We start from the raw sequence: 22,928 nt of genomic DNA, 5'->3' as shown, positions 1-22,928 counted from the left end.
ATGGGGGTGAAATTACGTTAATCAATGAGATAGCCTTAAAATAAAAGCTATCTCACCGGGATGAATTAGTGTTCAGCCCATTCTACAGAATTAAGGTCGATACCTTCTTTGTACATGTCCCAAAGCGGTGAAAGATCACGTAGTTTTTCAACTGCTGCTTTGGTAATTTCAAGTACGTGGTCAATATCGGCTTCAGTGGTGTATTTACCAAAGCTGAAACGAATCGAGCTGTGAGCCAATTCGTCTGAAAGACCCAATGCACGAAGTACATAAGATGGTTCTAAAGTTGCTGATGTACATGCAGAACCAGAAGATACTGCGCAATCTTTAAGTGCCATCATTAACGATTCACCTTCAACAAAGTTAAAGCTGACGTTTAGATAGTTTGCAACGTTGTATTCTGGGTGACCGTTCAGGAAGACTTGTTCAAGACCTTGTAAGCCATTCCAAAGTTTGTCACGAAGTACACGAATACGAGTTTGTTCGGCATGTAGGTTTTTGCCGGCAAGTTCGAACGCTTCGCCCATACCCACGATTTGGTGAGTCGCTAGCGTACCTGAACGCATACCACGTTCATGACCGCCACCGTGCATTTGCGCTTTAATACGTACACGTGGTTGACGACGTACATAAAGAGCACCAATACCTTTAGGACCATAGATTTTGTGGCCAGAGAAACTCATCAAATCAACTTTCATTGTTGAAAGATCAATTTCTACTTTACCAGCAGCTTGTGCAGCATCTACGTGGAAATAAGTTTTGTTTGCACGAGTCAATTCACCGATTGCAGCTACATCTGTAGTTGTACCGATTTCATTGTTCACCATCATCAAAGATACAAGAATTGTATCTGGACGAAGGGCAGCTTGAACCATTTCAGGTGTGATTAAACCTGTTTTTGCTTCTGGCTCAAGATAAGTAATTTCGAAGCCTTCTTCTTCAAGCTCGCGGCAAGTATCAAGAATTGCTTTATGTTCAATTTTACTTGTAATAATGTGCTTGCCTTTAGATGCATAGAACTGAGCAATACCTTTAAGCGCAAGGTTGTCAGATTCAGTTGCACCAGAAGTCCAAACGATTTCGCGTGGATCAGCTTTTACTAGATTAGCAACTTGTTCACGTGCATATTCTACTTTTTCTTCTGCCTGCCAGCCGTAAGCATGAGAACGAGAAGCTGCATTACCAAAAGTACCGTCAAACGTTAGACATTCCATCATACGTTCTGCGACTTGAGGGTCTACAGGTGTAGTTGCTGCATAGTCAAGATAAATAGGACGCTTCATGTCAAATACCTGTAACCGATAAAAGGGCTGAATCAAAGTTTGCTGAATTTTGACGAATAGATACGGTTTGAACGTTATCGCGTGCTACAAGGTCAGCAAGGGTGATTTTTGCAAGATAATCGGCAATGTGGTGGGAGAGTTCCTGCCATAAATCGTGAGTCAAGCACATTGCACCATTTTGGCAGTTGCCTTTGTGGTCACAACGGGTTGCATCAACTGTTTCATTTACAGCTTCAATAATTTCCAAAACAGTGATGTCTTCAGCACTACGAGCAAGGTGATAACCACCGTTTGCTCCACGGATGCTGGAAACTAAGCCGTGACGCTTTAATTTTGCAAATAACTGCTCAAGATAGGCCACTGAAATGGTTTGACGAGCTGCAATTTCTGCAAGAGTGATCGTTTGTTCAGTTGGCTGCAAAGCTAGATCAAGTAGAGCAGTCACTGCGTAGCGACCGCGAGTTGTTAAGCGCATGATTCGATACACATGTTAAGTCTAGATGTGCAGATTTTATGAATCCTGACTAAAATAGTCAAGTTTTTTTGAGATTGTTTATTTGTTTTATTTTGTCTGAAAAATTATGTATTTATTTGAACCACACATTATACACTAATAACGTTATTAAAAGAACAGATATTAGACTAAAAGCGATATTAATCCGCTTTTGACGACGTTCGATACGCTTAATACGGTTTTTGTATTGTTTAACTTCAACTTGTAGCGTGTTTATTTTAGAGCGTTGCTGTTCAATTTTTTCTAAAAGTGGGGCAATACGTTTTTTAGACGCAACGATATCGTTTTCTTCGACAGGTTCAGACAGCCAGTGTTTCCAGTCAGATAAAATTTTCGGCACACTAAATAAAGAAACCAAATCACGAAATTCATCTTTTAAAACCACATCGCCATCGATACGCATGGTTTTGATGCTCTTACGATTACCAAATACAAAAATTTTCACCAAATCCATTAGTGTCGTGCGGACATCAAGGTCGATGACTTTATCTGGAGATTTAGTGTCGAACAGAATGCCGTGCTCAGTAAACTGAACATAAAAGTCAAAATAAGGGATGTAGCTATTTATTTTTAGTGCGACTTTTTGATCAACAAATTTTTTAGCTTGTAATGCTACAACACGGTCATGTTTTAAAATGAAGGTAAAAATCGTTTCTAAAACAATCAGGGTCATAGTAAGCAACAAATATGGTTGAGCTTGTGTTTGTTGCGTATCGCTCATAAAAAATGTCCTTGTTAAAATCTGAAAGCACTGGAAACTGAGCGTCCTGCTCTAGAGGAACTTAGAATATACCAAAAAGTTGGTAATTCACTAGCTTTGTAGAACAGTTTAATCAATCTATCAAGTTATATGTTTGCTATTATGTTGTTAAAATGAAGAATCACATGTTGATGTGCACATAAAATAATCAGGAGAAGTGCGGATTATGGAAAATACAGAAAGCATAATTGACGATGCACGGGAAACATCAGAAAAGCCGGCTAAACCTCGGGCACGTAGTCATTCTGATCGGCGCTCTAAAATGGATTTTCGTAAATATACCAAACAGATTTGGTTGGCTGGATTAGGTGCTTTTTCACGTGCTGAGGGAGAGGGAAATAAGCTTTTTGACTCTTTAGTCAAAGTTGGAGAGGAGCTTGAGTCCAAAACGATTGATATTGCAGATCAAACTGTCGAAAAAGTTTCAGAAAAAGCCAAGGAATCTGTAACCGATACGAAAGATAAGGTAGAAAAAATTTTAGATAATGGTGTTAATCATTCTTTAAACCGTTTAGGATTGGTGACTGTAAAGGATTTACAGCACTTAGAAAGGCTTATACTTCAATTACATACTAAAGTTGACCAATTGGCCGAAGAGAATGCCCAACTGAGGGCCGAAATATTGAGAAAACACTAACTTTTTTAATATTATCGAATTTTCAAGGTTTTTTTCGTCAAAAAATTCTATAAAAAGAGGTTGAGGAGTATTGCGTTTAACCCTAAAGCATTGCTATAAAGGCGTTATGGCGTTTTATACAAATTCTTGAACCTTAAATAAACGATATTAAGAGGACGTAATTTTCATGAATAAATCAGAATTAATTGATGCAATTGCCGAAAATGGGGGATTATCTAAGGCCGATGCCGGTAAAGCTTTAGATGCTACAATTGCTGCAGTTACCAATGCATTAAAAGCTGGTGATACAGTTACTTTAGTTGGTTTCGGTACTTTCAGCGTAAAAGAACGCGCTGCACGTACTGGTCGTAACCCACAAACTGGTGCGACTTTAGAAATCAAAGCAAGCAAAGTTCCTAGCTTCAAAGCGGGTAAAGGCTTGAAAGATTCTGTAGCTTAATCTTATTAAGCACATGAGACGCGCCATAAATTGGCGCGTTTTTTATTGGTAAATGTGATTAATTGATATATCGCATTCATTCATCTCGGGTTTTCGGTTAAAATTCACCGCAAATAAAATATTGGAATACTTATGGAATCGTTTCGTAAAGTCATTAAGGGTTGGCTGGGCAAGGTCTTGCTCGTTTTGTTTTTGACCCCTTTAGCACTTGTAGGTATTGAAGGATATTTTAGTGGTGGATCTAAAGATGCAGCAAAGACTGTAAACGGTACTGAAATTTCTCAAAAAGAACTCGAAGCACTGACGAACTCATTAAAAGAACAATATCTGGCATATGCTCAGGGTGATGAAACATTATTGAATCAAAATTTCATTAGCAATAAAGCGATGGATACTTTGGTTTCACGCCAATTGCTATTGCAACAAGCTGATAAATTAGGCATTAGCTTGAGTGATGCACAAATTGTGCAAATGATTCATCAGCAGCCAAGCTTTCAAGTCAATGGTCAATTTTCTGATGAAGCGTTTGCGCGATACCTCGAATCGATTGGTATGACGAATCGCACATTCATTGATAATTTACGTAAAGACCATGCTTTAAAAATATTGTCTACAACATTTATGGAATATGCATTGGTGAGTAAGCTTGATATCTTGCAAATTGCGAACTTACAAACGGAACAACGTAGTATTCAGTTGGCGAGCATTAATCTTGAAAATTACAAGAAAAATGTAAAAGTATCTGATGCTGAAATTGCGGCTTATTATGAGCAGCATAAAAACAAATTTAAGCAAGCAACCAGTGTTGATGCAGATTTTGTCGTATTAACACCTGCCAATATTACTGCACCAGTAGAAGCTGCAACTGATGCTGAACTGAAAGAAGCGTATAACAGCTTTGTTGAGAATGCACAGAAGTCAGTTAAACCTATCGTTAAGCACATCATGATCACTGAGGACAATCGTTCAGATGCCGAAGCTAAAAAACTGGCTGAAAGTGTTCAAGCTAAAATTAAAGCGGGTTTAAGCTTTAACCAAGCTGCTGCGCAATTCTCTGAAGATCCTGAATCTAAAGCGAAAGGTGGTGAACTGGTTGCTTATGAAAAAGGTGTATTTGGTGATGCATTTGATGCAGCAGTTGAAGGTGCTCAAGCTGGTCAAGTGACTGCTCCAGTGAAAACAGACAGTGGTTATCACTTGATCGAAAAAGTGGCGCCAGCTGTAAAAGTGGCTTCATTTGAACAAGAAAAAGCACGTCTGCAAGCAGAAGTCGCTGCTTCGAAAAAAGCCAATGTTTTTTCTGACACTGTAAACAGCCTCAATGATATGGTGGTGAGCAGTGATGCCCTCGATGTCGTGGGTCAAGAAGTGAAAGGTGTAAAAGTTCAATCATTGAATGGCTTAACATTAGCATCGCAACATCCAGTTTTAAGTGATGCAAACGTCAAAGTTAAATTGTTTAACGTTGATGTTAAAAATGGTGAACGTAATGTTTCATCTAGCATTCAGTTGAAAAACGGTGATGTAGTTTGGGTAAAAGTGCGTAACTATCATGCTGCAGGTGTTCAAACCTTAGCTGAAGCGAAAGCGCATGTGAAAACTCAGTTGATTGAAAAGAAAGCGTCTGATGCTGCAAAAGCCCAGATTCAAGCGACATTAAAAGAGTTTGCTGCAAAACCTGCTGCTTCAGTTGCAAAAGGCAGTTTAAACTTTGAAAATGCGGGTACATTCACTCGTGCGGATGGTTTGTTAAAACGCGAAATTCAACGTGCTGCATTTAGTGTAAAAGCGCCGAAAGCAGGTCATTGGTCTGTTACTACGACTAATCTACCAAATGAATTGGTTGTGGTTGCTGTGACTACAGTGAACAAACAATCTGATGCGGCATTAACGGGTGAGCAGTTAGATGAGTTAACAAAACTTTATCAACAGCTTCGTGGTCAACAAGAATTTGATGACTACACACGTTATCTAAAAGATCATGCCAAAATTAAATAATTAAGGCAGCTTTAAAAAAAACCAGCTTTCGAGCTGGTTTTTTTATGTTTAAGTTTAATGCATCACACTTTAAGAAAAACTTTTAAAAACAAAGATTAAATAAAATTGACTATTTAAATAATTCTCTTAAATTGAGTTTGGGAAGGCATTTTCCCAAATAAATATAATGATGTGATTTGAGGGTGTTATGCAAAAGATGAGAGATTTAAACGGTATTTTAAAAAACATTTTGGGACAAGTTGAAATAAAGCAGTTGCTGATTCAGGGGAAAACACAGCATCAGCATATTCCCTCAACACCAGAAGTGACTGGACTAGACGATCTTATAACTGGCACGGCAGAGCCAAAAACATGGGTGATCATTTCAGTCGGTGAAACTGTTACACGCGTCAAAGTGGATAAACAAGGACATCGGCAGATTGAAAATCCACTGAAGGATGGTGGAGTTGCCACAATTTATGCGGTAAATCATCATGGCTTACGCTCAGAGGCAATAATGATTGCTCCAATTGCAGAGCCAAGTGTGCTACCCAAGATGCCGGAAATAATTGAAAAAGGCGAATATTTGGTTGGTAAAGCTGATGCAGGAAATACGGTGGTTGTGACCTATGGTGAGCAAGAGTTTATAACAGTTGCTGATGTAAATGGCGATTGGTCGATGCTCAATCCTTTAACGACCACAGGTGCAATAAGTGTTGTGGCAATTGATCAGGACGGTAATCGTTCTGAGGGGTTGCATACAGCGCAAATCATTTTACCGCAAGCTGTTACGATTTTAGAGTCTGGCGCGGTGATATCAGGTACTGCCGCACCAAATACGACTGTTGTGATTTAGTCGGATCAAGCGGTCTATCGTATTCAGGTCGATGAAAATGGCGCTTGGTCAATAGAAAATCCAGTGGCAAATGGTGGCATGTTGATGATTGTTGTGGAAGATCAATTTGGTCAGCAATCTCCTGCGATTGGCTTGGTATTTCCATTTATTCAGACCTCGCCTGAAAATCCAAGCTATCTACTGCCGGCGCCAGAAGTGACGCTAAATACTGAAAAACTCGAAGGCAATGCATTTCAACAGGCTAAAATCATTGTTACAGCCAATGGTCAAGAGTACGTGACGTATGCCAATGAAAGTGGTTTTTGGTCGATGGATAACCCGATTCAAAATGGTGGCTTTGCAACAATCGTGGCGGAGGACAGTCGTGGTGTTCAATCGCCTGAAATCTCAATAGCTAAACTGTTTCTTGCACAACCTGAATCATCTGTTGAACTTACAGAGATTTTATTGGCAAGTGATGAGCAAAGTGAAAACCAAAATGACAGTCAAATTGAGCCGATTCAATCTGTGATCAATCTAGATACGCTTTTACAGGATGCGAATGAAGTCCCAATTGTATTGCACACCGATGAACAGGATTTGATCGCATTGGGCAGCGACGTTTCAAATCCGCCCGCTATACTTCCTGCGCTTGAATATCCAAGCTTACTCATTGAAGCTCCACTGACACCGTCTGATTGGCTTGCTTAGAAATATGAACCAGCTTCCGAGCTGGTTTTTTTGGGTTTAAATTGACAGATATAATTTTTATTTAAAAGATTTGGCAAATGAAATATTGACTCTAGCATCGTAGATTGGTGTTCTCAAAAAATAATATGAAAAAAATAACTCATCACGACAAAGGATTAAGTGGATGATATCTCTGTATATGCCTCAATGTAAACGTTTAAAGAACCCGTTATTGCGATGGATGGATCATTATTTTAAACACATGATACAGATGCTACTAACGATTTGCGTTGCCAGTAGTATTCAAGCTGCAGAACTAAACTTTCAAAAAGTTTTAGAGCAGGAAAGAGCTTGGGCGGGCTTGAGTAGTAAAAAAGTCAAAAATAATGAAATCGAATGGACATACAGTGAAGGAGGAGATCCACGAAAACCGACGCTACTGTTGCTGCATGGTTTGTCAGGCACGCGTGATAATTGGAACCGAGTTGCCCGTTATTTAACGCCCAATTATCATGTCATTATTCCAGATCTGCCGGCACATGGAGAAACTATTGTCGCAGATCAATTTGATCTATCAATTCCTAATTTAACTGAAAAATTACGACGATTTATAGATGCTGCAAAGTTAGATCCAAATTTACATATCGCAGGGCATTCGATGGGTGGTGCAATTGCCATGCTCTATAGCGCTCAGTATCCCTTAGAAGTGAAATCTTTATTGTTGGTGGATTCAGCAGGTGTCTTTAAGTCGAGCAATACAGCGTATCTAAAAGATACGGCAAAGCTTGCAGAGCTAGTGGTCAGAAAAACTGGTGATTTTGATCGCGTGATGAAGATCGTGATGCAATCTCCGCCTTTTATTCCACAAGAATTAAAAATTGGGCAAGAAAAGTTGATGATCGTTCAGTCTAAACAAACCAATAAAATGGTGGAGCAACTGCAAAAAATGGCCACCTTGTATACGCCAGAGTCCTTTGCTTTGGCTGCACGAGGCATTGATGCACCTGTGTTTATTATCTGGGGGAAGCAAGATCAGATTATCAATGTTGAAGTAGCAGAAGAACTGAGACGCTTATTTAAAAAAGCCGAAAAGCCTCTGATTTTAGACCATGTTGGTCATATGCCAATCTTAGAAGCGGAGCAGTTAATGGCGTTGCCATATTTAAAGTTTCTTTCAACTGTTCAATGAATCAGATTGGTAGAGTAGGTGTAAAAAAGCGAGAAATATCTCGCTTTTTTAAACTTAATTAGATACTTTGAGTCGATTTAAGTACGTACTTTAATTTCATAGCCAGTGTATTTTCGAATATTAATCACACCGGTATCCAAAATCAGATACTGACCTTTAATCCCTTGTAATTTTCCTCGAATAATCGGTGTTTTGTCCAAATTATGCGATTTGATTTTTTCAGGATATTCATCTACCGGGTAGATAAATTGGCGTGGCAACTCATCTTCTAGCAGTTCAACGGTTTCATTAAACTCTAAATTTTGGCTAAATTCTTCACGAATGGTCTGAATTTTTGGTGCGAATTCTTCTACCAATTGGTCGCGAATTTCGATCAGGTTGATCGGTTCTGCTTCACCTTTGAGCAATTTACGCCAATCGGTTTTATCGGCCACTTGCGTACCAAACATGACTTCAAGCTGACCAGATAAACGACGTGAACCAACTTTCATAATAGGCAAAGCTTGCGTCGCACCTTGGTCTAGCCAACGTGTAGGCATTTGACCCAAGCGGGTAATCCCCACTTTTAAGGCACTCGAATTGGCTAAATAGACAATATGCGGTTGAAAGCAAACTTCATGGGCAAAATCATCTTCACGGCAAGTCCCGAGATGATAATGACAGGTTTCAGGCTTCATAATGCACATATCACAAGATGCCTTAGTCTTCATGCATTTGAAGCAATGACCTTGTGAATATGATTTAGGCGTTTTTGCGCCGCAAGAAATGCAGTAGATATTTCCAGTGGCTTCAATTTCAATTTCTTGGCCAAGGCTAAACGGTAGATCAACTTCTGAGCGATCTAGAATAAATTTATACTCAACATTTGCCTTGTGTGTATGTTGATCAGTTACACTAAGGTCTTTAAGACCTGCATGCATTTTATGGCAAATGCCTTGTAGTTCCATACGAATACTCACTTCATTATTAAGGATGCGGTCAATGGCTGAACAAAATGTCATCACTTCTATGCTAGACGATTTGTCAAAAGAGCAGCCCATTTCAACCGCAATCTGTATTGGTCAGGATCTTGAGCAATACAATCAATTTCATCCAATTCAATGGCAACATTTTAACGTAACTGAGTTTTTAAATCTGCCTTTTACCCAGCGTTTTGACCTTGGATTTGTGATTCTTGATACTGAAATGATGTTGAGTTTGGATCAGCAGCAGAAAACTCAGATGTTGGTAAAATTGCGTGACCTATTTGCTAAACGCATCGTAGTGGTGAGTAAATTACACGATGAACAATTATACGTGCTTTAGGCTTTACTCAGCTCATTGATAAAACCACGCATGAAAGTGATTTTGCTTTATGGCAGTTTAATATTTTGACTTATAAACATATTCCAGATTGGTTTAACTCTAAATTTTGGGCAAATCCTGAAAACTGGGATAAATTCCGTTGGTAACAAATACTTAGCCTGCGAGAAATTGCAAAAATTAACAAACATTTATGATGGAAATGTCTTTTTCCACGTATGCTGTAACTAAGTTCATCTAGGTTTTACTGGGAAAAATAAAATGACAAATTTAAATAATATTGTTGAAATTTTAGCAAAGCAGGCCCTTGGTGGTGCGAACAATCAAAATCAACAAGGTGGCTTAGGCGGTATTTTAGGTTCGGTGTTGGGGCAACTGGGTGCAAATGCAGGCGCTCAAAATACACAAACCAATGCTCAAAACCAAGCGGGTGGTTTGGGTGGAATTCTAGGCTCTGTGTTGGGCCAACTGGGCGGTGCAGCGCAGTCGCAGCAACGTAGTAGTGGTGGCAATGCTTCAACCATTTTAGTTGCAGTGTTACCTCTGGTGCTGGCTTGGATTCAAAAACAAGGTGGCCTACAAGGTGCTTTGGATAAATTACGTGGACAGGGCTTGAGCAGTCAGGTTGATGATTGGGTATCTACAGGCCCTGGCGATAATGCCGCTGTGAATAATCAACAAGTACAAAATTTATTTGATGATGCCGAAGTGGAGCAAGTTGCACAAGAAACTCAAACTCAGAAACAAGATGTGTATAGTGCAATTTCAACGGTATTGCCGCAAATTATTGACTCATTAACACCACAAGCTGGACAAACCAATCAGCAAGAAGCGAATGCTGATATTCAACAAGTGATGAATTTGGTCTCAGGTTTCCTGAAGCGTTAATCAAAATATCGATTTAGGTATTTGACTGAATACAAGCCAGTGAACACTGGCTTTTTTATGATTTGAAAAATGATAACAATGTGACGCTTAGATTGTCACTAGGATGGATTAAATAAACGGTTCGACATACTGATTTTTTTGCCAATATAGTGTGATTTTTTTTGACGAATCAAAATGATTTTCGACTGAAACTCTAACTCACCAAATTCTGGCTCAACTTGCACATAATGTAGTTGACCAAACTCATCACGCACCCGCGCTTGAGCTGAAAAGCCGGGACGGGCATTTCCACTTGAAATGGTGGCTAGACGACCGAGTAAATTAACCGTTTGTTTTTTATATTTGGGCGGGATAACCTGATCCAAACAATGAATCATAAATACCGTAAAGAATATGGCAATAATCAACGCAGGTAAAATTAAATAATAAGCGGGAACGAATTGACCTTCTTTGGCATGGATGCAAAACTGAAGTACATAGCCTGCAAAGCTAAAATTCATCAGTAAAAAGAACAAAATCAGAGACTTGGAAAATTTGACATTCAATAATGCCAACTCTTGTATGCGCTGAGGGGCAATTCTTTTTAAAACTTGGCTAGGACTAATATTGATATAGTAGCCAATGGTTTCAACCATGCCCAATAACAGTACGGCCAATAAACTTAAATGAAAGGGTATTAAGTTATAGTCTGTTAAAAATGCGGACATGGTTGTATTCCAGTGTTTATTCTTCTGTGAGGTAGATTCCACCATCAGAATGCACGTTAATGTTCACTTTTTCAAGGGCTTGACCTTGGCATGGACCAGAAATACATTCCCCAGATTCGACCATAAACAGTGCGCCATGTGTTGAGCACTCAATAAATTCTTGGTCACGATCTAGAAATTGATTTTCTAGAAACTCAAGTTCTACGTGCAAGTGTGGGCAGTTATTTTGATAAGCGTAAAACATGCCATCACGTTGGGTGATAAAAATCGTTTCACCTTCAGGCGTTTCGAATGATCGTGCTTCACGTTCAGGCACATCATCCGTCATGCAAATTTTAAACATTAAGCACATTCCTTTTGAAATGATTGTAAAAGCTGAGCATAGTCTTCAACTGCTAGGCGTGGACCAAATTGAGCCACAACTTCACTTGAAATCAAGATGGCCAGTTCAGCAGCCGTTTGATAGTCATGACCTGCATTCAGTGCATACAAGAAAGCACCAGCAAATGCATCACCAGCACCATTGGTATCTACTGCGGTAACTTTACGGCCTGGCACAGTAAATGTAGCTGCTTCATTGTGAATTAAGGCACCTTTGGCACTTAATGTAATGACAATGTGTTTGCTTAGTGATTGCAATTTAGCAAGTGCAGCATCTAAATGATCTGTTTCTGTGTACATCAGTGCTTCTTGTTCATTACAGAACAATAAGTCCACGCCATCATCGAGTAACTCATCTAGACCTTGACGTGCATATTGCACCATTGCTGGATCAGATAAGGTCAATGCAATTTGTACACCATTGGCTTTGGCGATTTGACGTGCTTGTTTTACCGCAAGACGCGCGCTATCTGATGTAGAAAGATAACCTTCGATATATAACCATTTGGCAGTATTTAAGCTGCCAAAATCAATTTGGCTATCAGTTAATTCAGCAGTAATACCGAGGTAAGTATGCATCGTACGTTCAGAATCAGGGCTGACTAAAACCATACATGTGCCGGTTACACCTTCACTGATTGATTGAGTTGCAGTTTGGATACCTGCGTCGTTTAAACCATTTAGGTAAATTTGACCTAAGTCATCATTGCCGACACGACAACCATAAAATGCAGTTCCGCCTAAAGCACTAAAAGCAACCGTTGTATTTGCTGCAGAACCACCAGAAGCTTGACCTTTATATTCTTGAGTCGCTTTTAGATTGTTATAAAGGGCTGCTTGAGTATCACCATCAGTCAGTTGCATCGTACCTTTTTGCAGATTGTGTTGAATTAGGAATTCGTCAGAGACTTTAAATTCTTGGTCAATAAGTGCATTACCAATTGCAAAAAGGTCAACAGTTGCCATGTTGTATAATCACATCAAAAAATGAAAGTGCTTAGTTTACACGAATGCTCAGGATTGCTGTAGTTTGTTGAAGAAAATTCAATTAAAGGACAGGTGTGTATAAAAATCGGGCAAATCCATTATATTTTTACATTTTTTTTGAATTAGTTGCCGTTTTAATCAGCTTTGCTATTGTGCAAATCGAAAAATTTTACTTTTATAGAGCTATAGGGTGTTCAGACTGAATCAAGATGATTTGGTCATCATAAATAGATAACAGATTAAAAGTGTGAATATATGGAAATTACGATTCGTCCAGCAGAGCAACTTCCTGCTCAAATCGAAAATATTGCTGCTTTGGCGCAGCATGAAGGCTATACATTTATACACCGTTTAATTGAAGAATATCAAAGTGGTAAAAATCGTTTTGACCAAACGGGTGAGCAATTATTGCTTGCTTATGATGGCGATAAATTGATTGCTTGTGGCGGTTTAAATCAGCAATGGGGTGATACTGGTGTAGAAGAACGGATTGGACGAGTTCGCCGTTTCTATGTGCATCCGCAGTACCGTCAGCATGGCGTGGGTAAGCAGCTATTGGTGGAATTGGAAAAGGGTGCAAAAAAACACTTTTCTGCACTGTGCTTAAATACAGAACTTAAAAATGCTGCAAAATTCTATCAAAAACAGAATTATGTCTATGTTGAAAGCCATCCAAATTATAATTATTTCAAATATCTGGTTTAGTTTTAAATCCAAAAATAGACAGTAAACACTATAAATCAAGCATCCGATATCGGGTGCTTTTTTCTTGTGATAATTCTAAAAAAGAGCGCCTTATTTTAAGCAAATTTTTAAGCAAAAATTCATTTTAGTTATCGAAGATATAAGCATCAAAATGACTGCATAGAGTGATGCATATGCAAGTGTATGAGCTACAAGACTACGTTAAAAAAGTCCCTGAGATTACCCACTGTTTTGGTTGACCAAAATTTTTGCGACCACCTTTGGTGAAACCAGTGGTGATGCATTGTCCATGTCCTTAAATTTGGGCTATCTACTCAGTACCTTTATTTTCGCAGGCATATTTATCAGTTTGCTGTATTTTCAAATAAAGTCCAAAGCCTATAAACCTTATTTATATTGGGCCACGATTATTGCCAGTACAACGGTAGGTACGACTTTAGCGGATTTTGTAGATCGTTCTTTAGGGATTGGCTACTTGGCTGGTAGTTTGCTGTTGCTGAGTTTGGTGCTCATATCGCTTTTTAGTTGGTATCGAGTCGAAGGATCGATCAATCCAAGTGTAGTGAATTTGCCGCGAACACAGATCTTTTATTGGTTGACGATTACATTTTCTCAAACATTAGGTACGGCTTTGGGGGACTGGACTTCCGATAGTGCAGGATTAGGCTATAGCGGTGGCATTTGGCTATTTGGTGGTTTAATTCTATTGATGGCGTTGTTGTACTTTCTTAGTCGGGTCTCAAAGACGTTTATATTTTGGGCTACTTTTGTTTTGACACGTCCATTGGGCGCTGTTGTCGGTGATTTTTTAGATAAGCCAATCAGTTCAGGTGGATTGGATCTAAGTCGCTTTATGGCTTCTTTTGTATTGTTGTTGGCGATTGTGATTTGTGTCTATTGGTCAACACGAAATGATAGGCAATCCATAAAACCAGTCTAAATGTTTTAGTGCGAAAACAAGTGATTTTTAAAATTAAAGTTCAAGTTGATTAAAACAGTTGGAAATGTTGTTTCGGTGAATCTAGTTGTGATTTTTTAAGGTATACTTTGTCTAATTTAAATGAATAGATTAGGAGCACACATGACTGTAGATGTCACTGAAACCATTTCTCAAACTGTACATCCCGCGTTTCAGTTGATTCGTCAACATCATGTTGAAGCTTTAGACATTTTAGTGTCTGAATATAAACACAAAGTGACTGGCGCAGTGCATTATCACTTAGCCACAAACCATGACGAAAACGTATTTTTAGTTGCCTTCCGTACGCAGCCGATGGATTCAAAAGGTGAGGCGCATATTCTTGAGCATACAGCACTGTGTGGCTCAGAAAAGTTCCCTGTACGTGACCCATTCTTTTTAATGATTCGTCGTTCACTCAATACATTTATGAACGCGTTTACCGCAGCGGATTGGACAGCATATCCATTTGCAACGCAAAACAAAAAAGATTTCCAAAACTTGTTAGAAGTTTATATGGATGCTGCTTTTGCTGCGAATTTGAACCCGCTTGATTTTGCGCAAGAAGGGATTCGTATTGAGCTAGAAAATGGCGAAGCGGTATATAAAGGCGTGGTATTTAATGAAATGAAAGGTGCAATGAGTTCACCTTCAGATCAGTTGTATCACCAACTTGCCCATCATTTATTCCCAGAAACAACTTATCATTACAACTCAGGCGGTGATCCGAAAGACATTCCTGACTTAAGCTATGAAGAGTTAGTAAGTTTCTACAAATCACATTATCACCCAAGTAATGCCGTGTTCATGACCTTTGGTAATGAGCCTGCATATAACTTACAAGAACAGTTTGAAACGCTTGCTTTGTCAAAATTTGAAAAAGGTCAAACGCTGTATTCAAAACCTGAGCGTCGTTTAACTGCGCCTGTAACTGTAACTGAAACGTATGCAGTTGATGCTGAAGACCTCAAAGACAAAACCTATCATGTGCTTTCTTGGTTATTGCCTGAAGCAAGTAATATCAAATTACGTTTAGGGATGCGTTTGGTTGAGGGGGTATTGCTTGAAGATTCTGCTTCGCCATTACGTCATTACTTAGAAACCTGTGGTTATGCACAGTCTACTGGTCCATTCATGGGCGTAGATGACTCAAACTATGAAATGACGTTCTACTGTGCAATTCAAGGTTCCAACCCTGAGCATGCAGAACAATTTAAAAATGGCGTGTTTAAAGTATTAGAAGACGTTGCGGCTAAGCCTGTTGACCCGGCTTTAGTTGAGGCGATTTTGCATCAAATTGAATTGCATCAGCGTGAAATCAATGGTGATGGTACACCATATGGCCTAAGCTTAATTCTGAATGGTTTAAGCAGTGCGATTCACCATTCAGACCCTGTGGATGTCTGGGATGTGGATACGGCCATTGAACAAGTGAAGGAAGAGTTAAAAGACCCAATGTGGTTATCTAACTTAATCAAAACCTACTTGCTTGACAATCAACATCGTGTGCAATTAACTTTGGTTCCAGATGCTGAAAAAAATGCGTTGGAAGCGGCAGCAGAAAAAGCACGTTTAAAAGAAATTGTTGCGAACTTAACTGAAGCGCAAAAAGCAGAGATTATTGCGCAGACTGAAGCACTGAACATTCGTCAAGATACCCCAGATGATTTGAACCTATTGCCTAAAGTAGGTTTAGAAGACGTTCCTGCACAATTACAGATTGTACAAGGTCAATTACGCGAAATTATCAGTAATGGATTAGATACACCGTTAAATCTTTACCACGCAGGCACCAATGGTCTTTATTACCAACAAGTTTTGATTCAGATTCCTGATGAAGTGGTGCAATCGCCGTATTTCAACCTCTTGTCGATTTTGATGGGTGAAGTTGGTGCAGGTGAATACGACTACTTAGAGCTACAACAGTTGCAAACAGCTGTGAGTGGCGGTTTAGGTATGGGTGCATCCCTGCGTTCAAAAGTGGACGATAAAGGTCAAATTAGTGCTTGGCTGACTCTAACCACCAAATCATTGGTGAATAATCTTGAAGCTATTCGCTTATTGAAATTGGCTTTTGAACAGCTACGTTTTGATGAAAAAAACCGTATCGTAGAGTTATTGCAACAACGTAAAGCACGTTGGCATTCACGTGTTTCTGGCTCTGGTCATAGCTATGCAATGCAAATTGCAGGTCGTCAACATAGTGCATTGGCGTTACGTGATTATCATAATACAGGCCTAGGCGCGCTGAACTGGTTGTCAGAACTTGTCAGCAAAATTGAGCAAGACGACACGGCTTATAATGCCTTGATTGATGAGCTTAAGTTAATTCACAACCGTTTGCTTAAAGCACCAAAACAATTCTTGGCGGTGTGTGAAGAACATCATTCAGACCGATTGGTTGAGGAAGTTCAAACCATTTGGGATAAAGTGGCGATTGATGATAACCCGCATGCTTTAACTCAAGTGAATTTTGCAGATAGCAACAATGACGAAGCTTGGCTCATTCAAGCCAATGTTCAGTTCTGCGCTTCAGCATATCCTGCGGTGGAAGTGTCGCATCCTGATGCAGCACCTTTAATGATTTTGGCGGCTTATTTGCGTAATGGCTTCTTGCATAGCGCGATTCGTGAAAAAGGTGGTGCTTATGGTGGTGGTGCAAGCTATGACGGTAATGCATGTTCATTCCGTTTCTATAGCTACCGTGACCCACGTTTAGCTGAAACGTTTAAAGATTTTGACGCAAGTGTGCAGTGGCTACTGAATGCTGAACAACAACCGCATCAGCTAGAAGAAGCGATTTTGGGTCTAATTGCCAGCATGGATAAACCGGGATCACCAGCGGGTGAAGCTATTACAGCTTGTTATGCTTTATTGCATAAACGCACGCCAGCTTTCCGTCAAATGTTACGTGAACGTCTTTTGAATGTGACTTTGGAAGATCTAAAACGTGTTGCTGTGGCGTACTTGGTTGAACAACAACCGACAAAAGCTGTGGTTGCACCGGTGGCTAAGCGAGATGCTTTGGTTGAGCTTGGTTTCGAAATAAAACAAGTGAATTAAAACAAAAAAGGGGTTTTTATGGCGTTCAAATCTCTTGAGCGTACGACATTGAAACTGAGCCTCATTGCGCTCAGTTCAATGTATGTCAGTACTGTAAATGCACAAAATGCGGATGTGGCTGCTAAGCCTGCAACCGCAGAAGCATGTGTGGCACTTGAGTCAAATGCAGAGCGATTATCGTGTTATGACGCTTTGTTTAAAGTGCAACCTGCTGAAAAAGAAATGTTGGTCTCTGAGCGTCAAGCCGCACAAGAAATTAAGCCTGAACCGACAGAGAAGCTAACTTTCAAAGAAAAAGTCAGTCATGCGTTTACGGACCGTTTATTTGCTGTAGAAGCACCGAACCTCAATCCAAATCTTTCATTATTGGATAGTCGTTGGGAACTTTCTCCAGAGAGTAAATTGGGGACGTGGAATATTCGCGGCTATCAACCTGTGTATTTAATGCCGGGATACTGGACTTCAGATAAAAATGAACGTCCATCAAGCCCGAATGAAAACAACACGGTACAAGCCGATCAGGAACAAAACCTGAAATCGATGGAAGCCAAGTTCCAATTGTCATTAAAAACCAAAGCTGTTGAAAACTTATTTGGTGATAATGGTGATATCTGGTTGGGCTATACCCAGTCTTCTCGTTGGCAAGTCTACAACGAAGACGAATCACGACCATTCCGTGAAACCAACTATGAGCCTGAAGCCAGTCTGGTTTTTCGTACCAACTATGAACTCTTGGGTTTGAACTGGCGTATGCTGGGCTTAACTTTTAACCATCAGTCTAATGGGCGTTCTGATCCCTTATCGCGGAGTTGGAACCGTGTTATGTTAAATCTAGGATTTGAACGTGACAATTTTGCACTGATGTTACGTCCTTGGTATCGTTTCGAAGAAGATACCAAAGATGATAACAACCCAGATATTACCGATTATGTGGGACGTGGGGATTTAACAGCGTTTTATCGTCATAAAGATCATGACTTTAGTTTGATGTTACGTCATTCATTGAAAGGTGGTGATGATTCACATGGTGCTGTGCAGTTTGATTGGACTTTCCCAATCAATGGTAAATTGCGCGGCACAGTTCAATTGTTTGATGGCTATGGTGAAAGCCTGATTGACTATAACCATCGGGCAACCTATGTCGGTGTCGGTGTGTCATTAATGAATTGGTTCTAAAGATGCGAATTTAAAAAAACCACGCTAAGGCGTGGTTTTTTATAACTGAGAGAAAATGTATAAATCAACCGATTTGGATCTCAGAAGGCGGGTGTTTTAAACGACTCTTCTTTGGTGTAGCAATCAGATAAGCCAGTGTTAAGGGGCCAAGACGGCCTGCGAACATCAACAACATCAGGGCAACTAAACTAGCAGGTTGTAAGTCGTTGGTGATGCCACGAGATAGACCAACGGTGCAAGCAGCGGATACCGCTTCGAACAACAAATCTAAAAAGCGTTTGTCAGGCTCTAGTAGCAATAGACTGAAAAAACCAATGAATATCAACGTCACTGTAATGAAAATCACAGCTAATGCTTTAAAGGTGGTTTTTTTAGAAACAGAATGGTTAAACACACGCAGTTCGTCTTCACGTCTTAAAAAACTGACAACACTGAGCACAACAATAATAAACGTTCCAACTTTAATGCCACCGGCCGTACTGAGCGAGCCACCACCAATAAACATTAGTAACATCGTGACGAGTGATGATGCATCGCTCATGCTTTCCATGGGCAAGCTGTTAAAACCCGAAGAGCGCGGAACAGTTGCATGGAACCACGCGTTGAGGGCTTGGTCACCAAGTGGCATCGTGGCTAAGGTCGCAGCATTATTGGCTTCTAATAACCATATGGTGATGAAGGCGAAGACATTTAGTCCTGCAATGGTAGATAAAATCAACTTGCTATTGGTACTGAGTTTTTTCCAACTTTTATTGCGCTTAATGTCCATTAGTACCAAAAAGCCGATACCCCCAATAATGTAAAGCATACTGATGGTAAACGTAATAAAATAACGGTCAGCAAAGCTCATTAAACTATTGGGAAATAATGAAAATCCACCATTATTAAATGCAGAAACACTATAAAAGGCAGCATAAAACAGGGCCTGGTTAAAATTGTATTCTTGCATCCAAGCGATGGTCAAAATAACCGTTCCCACCATTTCAAAAAATAGCGAATACAGCAGTACGCCTTTGATGGTCATGGTCACTTTGGCAAGGCTGGTTTGTCCAATGGTTTCTTGAGCCATAATTTGTTGTTTTAGCCCAATTTTAGGGGACAAACTCATAGCGGCCAATATCGCAAAGGTCATAAAACCGAGACCACCGCATTGTAGTAACCCCATAATCACGACTTTACCAAACACCGTATAGGCTTCGCCGACATTTACAACCGAAAGTCCTGTAATGGTTACGGCTGAGGTCGCTGTAAAGAGGGCATTGATCCAACTTAAATCGCCATGATGTGAATAAGGGAGTTTTAACAGCAAGGTGCCAATGATAATAAGCCCAAGAAAACCCAATGCCAAAATACTGGGTGGGCTGAGATTAATGGTATTACGCTGTTTATTGTGCAGTTTCATGTTTTTCTACTGTCATCTTGCGCGATTGTGTGCAAAAGGAGCACGACGCTGATTACAAAGTTGCTTTAAAGTGTTTAGCCAGTCGACGTAAATGTTCGAGTAAACCTTCAACCACTAAAATATCGCCTGTTTGTAAAATCAGGTTCGGATCTAAACTATATTGAAGCTCGGTGCCACGTTTATGCAAAATCGTCTTCACTTCTGGGACATGATCCATAATTTGATTTAGACGCGTGCCTTGTTGTGATTCTTTAATTTCAACTTTCACCAAATAATGATCATCTTCGAGCACCATGTAGCGACTCACCATCGGATAACTCAGTGACTGGGCAACACGGACACCCATATCTTCTTCAGGATGGATGATTTTGCTGATGCCTAAATGGGTTAAAATCATGTGATGCGCTTTGGACTTGGCTTTGGCCCAAATTTTGTTGATCCCCATGTTTTTAAGATGGAGCACACATAAGATGCTGGCTTCAATATCTTCACCAATTGCGACTACGACGGCTTCACAATTTTGAATATTGAGTTCTTGTAAAACGTGCTCATCTGTTGCATCAGCAATCACTGCATGGGTCAGTTGGTCCGAAATACTTTCAACAAACTTTTTGTTGCTATCGATTCCAATGACATCGTGTTTTAAACCCATGAGTTCAGTGGCAACAGTTGCGCCAAAACTTCCTAAGCCAATCACAGCGAATTGAGCCATACCGTATTCCTAAATTATTCTAAAGTTATTGAATATGTTGATGTTAGCTTGTTCAGCCTAGAGCGGCTATGAAAATTTACATAATCCATCTAAACCGAAAAGCTCTAATTTTTAATTTCTTCAGTGTTTTGATAGGCATAAAGTTCAGCAATATTGGGGCAATTATCCATAACTTGTTGATATTTAAAAATTTCATAGCCTAGTTTATTTTTTAGAATATATTGAAATTGATGTTGATCTTCTTTAATGACATTTAGAGTGGCTTTACGAACAAGCTCGGAATTATTCTTTAAACGGTTTAAGCCATCGCATGAAAATTCACGGATGATGGCTTGAACAGGTTCTGGAGCGGTTTGATCATTTAGCTCATCAAAGCGAATATATACAATATAATTTGGATATTGATTCAGCATTTCAGCCTGCGCGGTATATCCGTAAATATTTTCTAGATTTTGCGTACGGGACTGATTTGGAATTTGTTTCATACTTTGACGAATCTTATCTTCCTCTTGCTTAAGTTGATAAGCCGGATATGCATAAAAATATCCACCTAAACCCACAATAGCGATCATAAATAAGGCATAAAAATTCAATTTTAAATATCCATTTTGTTTTATTTTCAATGGATTATAGGGTGTGGTGAATTTAACAACAATGACAGCGTTGATGAATTAAATCGATGAATATATTTATTTTGATGTAGAAAAGAATTGATGCAAATAAAAAAGCTGGAACCTAGATCCCAGCTTTAGAATAAAAATTTTATTTATTTCAAGAAACGTTGATAACCGAGGTTATTTGTAATCTCAACATATGGATAGGTAATATTTTCCAATGTTTCAATCAAGCCATCTGGGTTTTGTTTCGCATCCGTTGCTTCCATACCCACCAATACACGACCTTCAGCAGCACCGTGGTTACGGTAATGGAATAGGGTGATGTTATGCGTTGGGCCTAGACGTTCTAAGAAAGTCAGTAATGCGCCCGGACGTTCGGGGAATTCCACGCGGAATAGGCGTTCATTTTCAATATCGGCATGACCGCCAATTAAATAACGAATATGCAGTTTAGCCACTTCATCATCAGAAAGATCGTCTACATCGTATTGGAATTTTAAGGTTTCAAAAATTTCCTGACGTTCTTTTTCGCCATTTTTGAGACTGATTCCCACAAAGACTTGAGCAGCAGAAGAATTACTAGCGCGGTAGTTAAATTCAGTGATGTTACGGCCTTGTAGTGCGCGGCAGAATTGGAGGAATGAACCTTTTTCTTCTGGAATGGTCACAGCAAAGATCGCTTCTTTGCGTTCACCCAGTTCAGTACGTTCCGCAATGTAGCGCAGACGGTCAAAGTTCATATTGGCACCGCATACAATCGACACCATATTTTTGCCTTCTAGACCATGCTCTGCAACATACTTCTTGATACCTGCAAGCGCCATTGCACCAGATGGTTCAACAATGCTACGGCATTCATCAAAGGTATCCTTAATGGCTGCACAGATTTCATCTGTATTTACCAGTACAACTTCACGCTCAACAATTGGGCCTGAGTTATCTGATTTTTGTAGCTGAATCACTTCAAATGGTTTTTCACCAATTTGAGCAACTGCTGTACCGTCGGCAAATAAACCTACAGATGGAAGAATGACACGTTCATTAGCTTCAAAGGCTGCTTTTAAACATGCTGATTCGTCATATTCAACAGGAATGACTTTAACATGCGGTGCCACATCACCAAGATAAGCAGCTACACCGGCAATGAGACCACCACCGCCCACAGCAACAAATACATAATCTACATCACGCCATTGACGCAAAATTTCGTTGGCAATGGTTCCTTGACCGGCCATAACGAGTTCGTCGTCATAAGGTGGAATAAAGGTCATACCTTCATCTTTTGCACATTGGATTGCGTATTTATTGGCTACGTCAAAAGAATCACCATGCAGAACTACTTCACCGCCTAAGCGTTTAACCGCTTGTACTTTAATGTCTGGTGTGGTTTTAGGCATAACAATAATGGCGCGAATACCCAACTTTTTACCAGATAATGCCACGCCTTGAGCATGGTTACCTGCAGAAGCAGTAATAACGCCACGTTCCAACTGAGATTTCGGTAATTGACTAATACGGTTGTAGGCACCGCGTAGCTTGAAAGAAAAGACAGGTTGTAAATCTTCGCGTTTAAAGCGAATGTTATTGTTTAGTTTTTCACTAATTCGTGGCGCTGCTTCGAGTGGGGTTTCGATTGCAACGTCATAGACCGTTGCCTGTAATATTTGTCGAACCAAACGAGACAGCATGTTAATTTTCCATCTAAC

General features: G+C 39.8%; 21 protein-coding genes and 2 pseudogenes. 12 read left to right on the top strand and 11 right to left on the bottom strand.

Annotated features, from left to right (window positions below; translation table 11 throughout):
- Window positions 1–65: 65 nt before the first annotated feature.
- The 3 genes from LXF01_RS09380 to LXF01_RS09370 all read right to left on the bottom strand — a co-directional run bounded on the left by LXF01_RS09380 (window position 66) and on the right by LXF01_RS09370 (window position 2,518).
- Entirely contained in the window at window positions 66–1,283 is a 1,218-nt protein-coding gene (locus LXF01_RS09380) for an IscS subfamily cysteine desulfurase (protein ID WP_078188666.1), read from the bottom strand.
- 1 nt (window position 1,284) lies between these two features.
- On the bottom strand, window positions 1,285–1,758 hold the full coding sequence (locus LXF01_RS09375; protein ID WP_078188665.1) for an Rrf2 family transcriptional regulator: 474 nt from the start codon (window positions 1,756–1,758) through the stop codon (window positions 1,285–1,287).
- A gap of 112 nt (window positions 1,759–1,870) precedes the next feature.
- Window positions 1,871–2,518, bottom strand: coding sequence for a hypothetical protein (locus LXF01_RS09370; protein WP_233944206.1), 648 nt, complete (start codon window positions 2,516–2,518; stop codon window positions 1,871–1,873).
- A 205-nt stretch (window positions 2,519–2,723) separates the two neighbouring features.
- Between LXF01_RS09370 and LXF01_RS09365 the strand changes: the two genes are divergently transcribed.
- The 6 genes from LXF01_RS09365 to LXF01_RS09340 all read left to right on the top strand — a co-directional run bounded on the left by LXF01_RS09365 (window position 2,724) and on the right by LXF01_RS09340 (window position 8,324).
- Window positions 2,724–3,194 carry a phasin family protein gene (locus tag LXF01_RS09365; RefSeq protein ID WP_233944205.1) on the top strand — a complete coding sequence of 157 codons (471 nt, stop codon included), beginning with the start codon at window positions 2,724–2,726 and terminating at the stop codon, window positions 3,192–3,194.
- 166 nt (window positions 3,195–3,360) lie between these two features.
- Window positions 3,361–3,633, top strand: coding sequence for an HU family DNA-binding protein (locus LXF01_RS09360; protein ID WP_078188662.1), 273 nt, complete (start codon window positions 3,361–3,363; stop codon window positions 3,631–3,633).
- 132 nt (window positions 3,634–3,765) lie between these two features.
- The gene (locus LXF01_RS09355) at window positions 3,766–5,631 is read left to right on the top strand and encodes a SurA N-terminal domain-containing protein (protein ID WP_233944204.1); all 1,866 of its coding nucleotides are present in this window, start codon (window positions 3,766–3,768) and stop codon (window positions 5,629–5,631) included.
- 187 nt (window positions 5,632–5,818) lie between these two features.
- Complete coding sequence (locus LXF01_RS09350) at window positions 5,819–6,466, top strand: Ig-like domain-containing protein (RefSeq protein WP_233944203.1); 648 nt, start codon at window positions 5,819–5,821, stop codon at window positions 6,464–6,466.
- Between the two features lie 78 nt (window positions 6,467–6,544).
- The gene (locus tag LXF01_RS09345) at window positions 6,545–7,156 is read left to right on the top strand and encodes a hypothetical protein (RefSeq protein ID WP_180022148.1); all 612 of its coding nucleotides are present in this window, start codon (window positions 6,545–6,547) and stop codon (window positions 7,154–7,156) included.
- 250 nt (window positions 7,157–7,406) lie between these two features.
- The gene (locus LXF01_RS09340; RefSeq protein WP_373684066.1) at window positions 7,407–8,324 is read left to right on the top strand and encodes an alpha/beta fold hydrolase; all 918 of its coding nucleotides are present in this window, start codon (window positions 7,407–7,409) and stop codon (window positions 8,322–8,324) included.
- A gap of 77 nt (window positions 8,325–8,401) precedes the next feature.
- On the opposite strand, the gene LXF01_RS09335 is transcribed toward LXF01_RS09340, so the two are convergent.
- Window positions 8,402–9,271, bottom strand: a complete 870-nt coding sequence (locus LXF01_RS09335; RefSeq protein WP_078189198.1) for a DUF2797 domain-containing protein — start codon at window positions 9,269–9,271, stop codon at window positions 8,402–8,404.
- A gap of 34 nt (window positions 9,272–9,305) precedes the next feature.
- Here LXF01_RS09335 and LXF01_RS09330 point away from each other — a divergent pair.
- A pseudogene (locus LXF01_RS09330) lies at window positions 9,306–9,775 on the top strand (DUF6231 family protein).
- 112 nt (window positions 9,776–9,887) lie between these two features.
- Window positions 9,888–10,514, top strand: a complete 627-nt coding sequence (locus tag LXF01_RS09325; protein ID WP_180065504.1) for a YidB family protein — start codon at window positions 9,888–9,890, stop codon at window positions 10,512–10,514.
- Between the two features lie 98 nt (window positions 10,515–10,612).
- On the opposite strand, the gene LXF01_RS09320 is transcribed toward LXF01_RS09325, so the two are convergent.
- Genes LXF01_RS09320 through LXF01_RS09310 form a run of 3 tightly spaced genes read right to left on the bottom strand, consistent with a single transcriptional unit; the run spans window position 10,613 to window position 12,568 of the window.
- Entirely contained in the window at window positions 10,613–11,221 is a 609-nt protein-coding gene (locus LXF01_RS09320; protein ID WP_180041403.1) for an OB-fold-containig protein, read from the bottom strand.
- 16 nt (window positions 11,222–11,237) lie between these two features.
- The gene (locus LXF01_RS09315; protein WP_078188656.1) at window positions 11,238–11,564 is read right to left on the bottom strand and encodes a Rieske (2Fe-2S) protein; all 327 of its coding nucleotides are present in this window, start codon (window positions 11,562–11,564) and stop codon (window positions 11,238–11,240) included.
- Window positions 11,564–12,568 (bottom strand): adenosine kinase, encoded by a 1,005-nt coding sequence (locus LXF01_RS09310; protein WP_078188655.1) that lies wholly within the window; start codon window positions 12,566–12,568, stop codon window positions 11,564–11,566. The genes LXF01_RS09315 and LXF01_RS09310 overlap by 1 nt, the downstream gene beginning before the upstream one ends.
- Window positions 12,569–12,844: 276 nt before the next feature.
- Between LXF01_RS09310 and LXF01_RS09305 the strand changes: the two genes are divergently transcribed.
- From LXF01_RS09305 to LXF01_RS09290, 4 genes and pseudogenes are all read left to right on the top strand, one after another.
- Window positions 12,845–13,294, top strand: coding sequence for a GNAT family N-acetyltransferase (locus LXF01_RS09305; RefSeq protein ID WP_078188654.1), 450 nt, complete (start codon window positions 12,845–12,847; stop codon window positions 13,292–13,294).
- Between the two features lie 167 nt (window positions 13,295–13,461).
- Window positions 13,462–14,234, top strand: a pseudogene (locus tag LXF01_RS09300) (COG4705 family protein).
- A gap of 141 nt (window positions 14,235–14,375) precedes the next feature.
- Window positions 14,376–17,315 carry an insulinase family protein gene (locus tag LXF01_RS09295; RefSeq protein ID WP_233944202.1) on the top strand — a complete coding sequence of 980 codons (2,940 nt, stop codon included), beginning with the start codon at window positions 14,376–14,378 and terminating at the stop codon, window positions 17,313–17,315.
- 18 nt (window positions 17,316–17,333) lie between these two features.
- Entirely contained in the window at window positions 17,334–18,491 is a 1,158-nt protein-coding gene (locus LXF01_RS09290) for a phospholipase A (RefSeq protein ID WP_233944201.1), read from the top strand.
- 64 nt (window positions 18,492–18,555) lie between these two features.
- Here the strand turns inward: LXF01_RS09290 and LXF01_RS09285 are convergent, their stop codons facing one another.
- The 4 genes from LXF01_RS09285 to ilvA form a co-directional block, all read right to left on the bottom strand.
- Window positions 18,556–19,893: a TrkH family potassium uptake protein gene (locus LXF01_RS09285; RefSeq protein WP_180034825.1), complete on the bottom strand. Its 1,338-nt coding sequence runs from the start codon at window positions 19,891–19,893 to the stop codon at window positions 18,556–18,558.
- 52 nt (window positions 19,894–19,945) lie between these two features.
- A complete protein-coding gene (locus tag LXF01_RS09280; protein WP_078188649.1) occupies window positions 19,946–20,605 on the bottom strand; it encodes a potassium channel family protein in 660 nt (219 codons plus the stop codon).
- A 104-nt stretch (window positions 20,606–20,709) separates the two neighbouring features.
- Window positions 20,710–21,177 carry a hypothetical protein gene (locus LXF01_RS09275; RefSeq protein ID WP_180106453.1) on the bottom strand — a complete coding sequence of 156 codons (468 nt, stop codon included), beginning with the start codon at window positions 21,175–21,177 and terminating at the stop codon, window positions 20,710–20,712.
- A gap of 194 nt (window positions 21,178–21,371) precedes the next feature.
- Window positions 21,372–22,910, bottom strand: a complete 1,539-nt coding sequence (gene ilvA, locus LXF01_RS09270; RefSeq protein WP_180023764.1) for a threonine ammonia-lyase, biosynthetic — start codon at window positions 22,908–22,910, stop codon at window positions 21,372–21,374.
- Window positions 22,911–22,928 lie beyond the last annotated feature (18 nt).

Origin of the sequence: Acinetobacter sp. SH20PTE14 (assembly GCF_021391555.1) — a bacterium.
Lineage (GTDB): Bacteria > Pseudomonadota > Gammaproteobacteria > Pseudomonadales > Moraxellaceae > Acinetobacter > Acinetobacter amyesii.
Note: the sequence above shows the minus strand (reverse complement) of the source record. Positions and strands in the feature narration are given on the sequence as shown.